We start from the raw sequence: 3,166 nt of genomic DNA, 5'->3' as shown, positions 1-3,166 counted from the left end.
GTCCGCATCGTTTTGGCCTACATTAAGTAAATTTAATTGTCCTTGGAAAGTAATTGCTTGTGCATCTGTCACATGGTAGAGAATATCCGTTTTTTTACCTTTGACTAAATTCATTGTCGTTTCTGTACCGTTCACTTGACGACGGATAGTCACTTTATCGTTAGCTTCAAATTTTAAACGGACAGCTACGATGTTTTCGGTGATTTTTTCTTCATATTCTACATAAATAGCCTCGCCGACTTCATAGTAGTAACCCTTTGTTTTCGTCGTAAACTCCTCTTGCACTTGTTGGCCATCACGATCTTGTTGGATATAGTTTTTAACTTTTAACTGGATTGCTTGTTTACCAGCATTTGCCATTTGGCAACCTCCTCTAATGACAATTTTTCTTGTCTATTTAACCTTCCCTATTCTAACACGATTCGCTTAGACTTCAAAGATTAGACACCTATGAAACCGCCGTGAAATAGGGGAAATAGCTACTTTTATGGTACAATATAGACAAATTAGTGGGAAGGACTTTCACATGATGTTTGACAACTTTAAAACAAGCGACAAATCGCTGACTATGGCGGTTTATAAAGATATTACTCAAAATAATCAAGCCTATGGTTTAGAGGAAGCAGATGCAGCCTTGTTACCCTTTGCAGTTGATGATGCTATCTTGAATGCTATTAACCAAGAAACTTTTGAAGCGCCCTTAGCCATTCATTTCTGGCCAACCCGCCCAACTGTTATCCTTGGGGGCATGGACACTAGGCTACCAGACTTTAATCAGGCTGTGACTTGGCTGTATGAGGACCAAGCCATTTTGCCTGTTGTACGACCTGCTGGTGGGTTAGCGGTGGTATCTGACCCAAATGTCTTGAACGTGACCCTATTGATGGACACTAAAAACCAAGCCTTCACCATCGATCAGGCTTATGAATTTATCGTCGCACTCCTACAAGAAATGATGGACGCATATGGTATATCACTAGAAGTCGGCGAAGTCGCTACATCCTACTGCCCTGGTAAATTTGACGTATCCATTCGTGGACAAAAAGTAGCCGGTATTGCCCAACGTAGAATCGGTCATGCAGTAGGTATCTATCTCTACATGTCAATCACCGGAGATCAAGCCAGTCGCGGCCAATTAGTAGCTGATATGTATCATGAGGGGCAAGCGAACCAAGACGAAAAAGGTCGCTATCCTCAAGTTGACCCAAGTGTCATGGCGAACCTTTCTGACTTTTCAAGCATTGATTCAGTTGAACAATTTGTAAATCAGTTGCTAGCAGTTATCGCCCATGCTGGCGTCAACTTAAATGAGAGAAAACTAAGTGAATTAGATACGGCGACTTATATCGAACGAATGCAGAAACGAAACCAAGTCCTTTACGATATATTAGCAAATCAATAGATAGAAACCGCCCGCCTTCACGTATAAATATAGAGAGGCAGAATTTGACAAAGGAGACTGTTATGAGTATTGCAGAAGCGAGTAAACGCATACCCGAGAAGGTGTTTCGGGACCCCGTGCACGACTACATTCACGTCCAACACCAGGTAATTATGGACCTGATCAATTCTAAAGAAATGCAACGCCTACGCCGAATCAAACAAATGGGGACGGCTTCTTATACCTTCCACGGGGCGGAACATTCACGGTTTAGCCATTCATTAGGTGTGTATGAAATTGCCCGGAAGATTTGTGATAAATTTGTACGAAATTATGCCGTTGAAGATGGTGGCGCTTGGGACGATTCTGAGCGATTGGTCGTCTTATGTGCTGCACTATTACACGACATTGGGCACGGACCTTTCTCCCATACCTTTGAGAATATTTTCAATACTGACCACGAAACCATGACAAGAGAAATCATTTTGTCAGAAGCCACTGAGGTCAACCAGATTTTGCGTGGGGTATCCGCTGATTTCCCAAGACAAGTGGCATCAGTCATTGATAAGACTTACCCAAATCCACAAGTTGTTCAGTTGATTTCTAGTCAAATTGACGCTGACCGGATGGATTATCTACTCCGTGACTCTTACTTCTCTGGCACTAATTACGGGAACTTTGATTTGAGCCGGATTCTACGAGTGATGCACCCTTATAAAGATGGTATTCGTTTTGATTATAATGGCATGCATGCGGTAGAAGATTATATCACTAGTCGCTATCAAATGTATATGCAGGTCTATTTCCATCCTGTATCACGAGGGATGGAAACGCTACTCCACCACTTACTGAAACGTGCACAGGAATTGTTCCTCACGAAAGACCAATTTACTAGCCATGATACCTACGCATTCTTTTTAGAGCCATTCTTCACTCAAGATTGGACGTTAGAGGATTACCTGCGCCTAGATGACGGGGTCTTACAAACTTATTTCCAACACTGGATTTCCTATGCAGAAGACCCAGTCTTGCGAGATTTAGCTGACCGCTTTGTTAACCGTAAACCATTTAAGTCAGTCACTTATAACGAGGTTGAAAACCAAGAAGACGTGAAAGTATTGATCGACTTAGTGGGCAAATTAGGCTACGACATCCAATACTATGTTGCTATGAACTCGCGCTTCGATTTACCGTATGATTTCTACCGACCAAGTGCCGAGAAACCACGTACGCAAATTGAATTAGTTGAGAAAAATGGTCATATGGTTGAATTGTCAAAAGCTTCGAGTTTAATCGCAGCCTTTACTGGTCAACAGCGCGGTGATGAGCGACTATTCTTACCGAATGAGTTATTCTATGGGAAAAACCGTGACAACATTACCTTGTTTGAACCTATCTTGACGCAAATCCACGCCATGACCAAAACAGGTAAAATCACACCACTAGACGAAAACTTGGTAGATGAATTTTAGTGGATACATTTATTTAGCCTTCAGATAGAATAAGTTGTTGTTATTTACTTAATATAATGAACTGAAACGCTTGGATACTGGACAATCAAACCAATCACCACATTGGGATCCAGAAAGAGTCAAAGCTATTTTGAATAAATAGTTTTAAGTAACTAGTCTTAAGCAAATAAGCTTAAAATTAAGGAGGGATTTTTTATCAAGGATTCGAAGTTGACTATCACGCTTGTAGTAGTTGTTGCGGTGAGCCAGTGTATCATTTCCCTCTTTGACTTGATTACGTCACCCTTTGTCAATGTGCTTGTTTTAGCATTTT

General features: G+C 41.3%; 3 protein-coding genes. 2 read left to right on the top strand and 1 reads right to left on the bottom strand.

Going from position 1 to position 3,166, the window contains the following annotated elements; genetic code table 11:
• The coding region (locus ACRCJ0_RS11290; protein WP_431390482.1) for a DUF1934 domain-containing protein at positions 1-360 on the bottom strand (360 nt) is incomplete at its 3' end.
• Between the two features lie 166 nt (positions 361-526).
• Between ACRCJ0_RS11290 and ACRCJ0_RS11285 the strand changes: the two genes are divergently transcribed.
• Positions 527-1,402, top strand: coding sequence for a lipoate--protein ligase family protein (locus ACRCJ0_RS11285; protein ID WP_431390481.1), 876 nt, complete (start codon positions 527-529; stop codon positions 1,400-1,402).
• 62 nt (positions 1,403-1,464) lie between these two features.
• The gene (locus ACRCJ0_RS11280) at positions 1,465-2,853 is read left to right on the top strand and encodes an HD domain-containing protein (protein WP_417893990.1); all 1,389 of its coding nucleotides are present in this window, start codon (positions 1,465-1,467) and stop codon (positions 2,851-2,853) included.
• Positions 2,854-3,166: the final 313 nt, after the last annotated feature.

Source organism: Aerococcus sp. L_32 (genome assembly GCF_050689315.1).
This window is presented reverse-complemented; position numbering and strand designations above follow the sequence as displayed.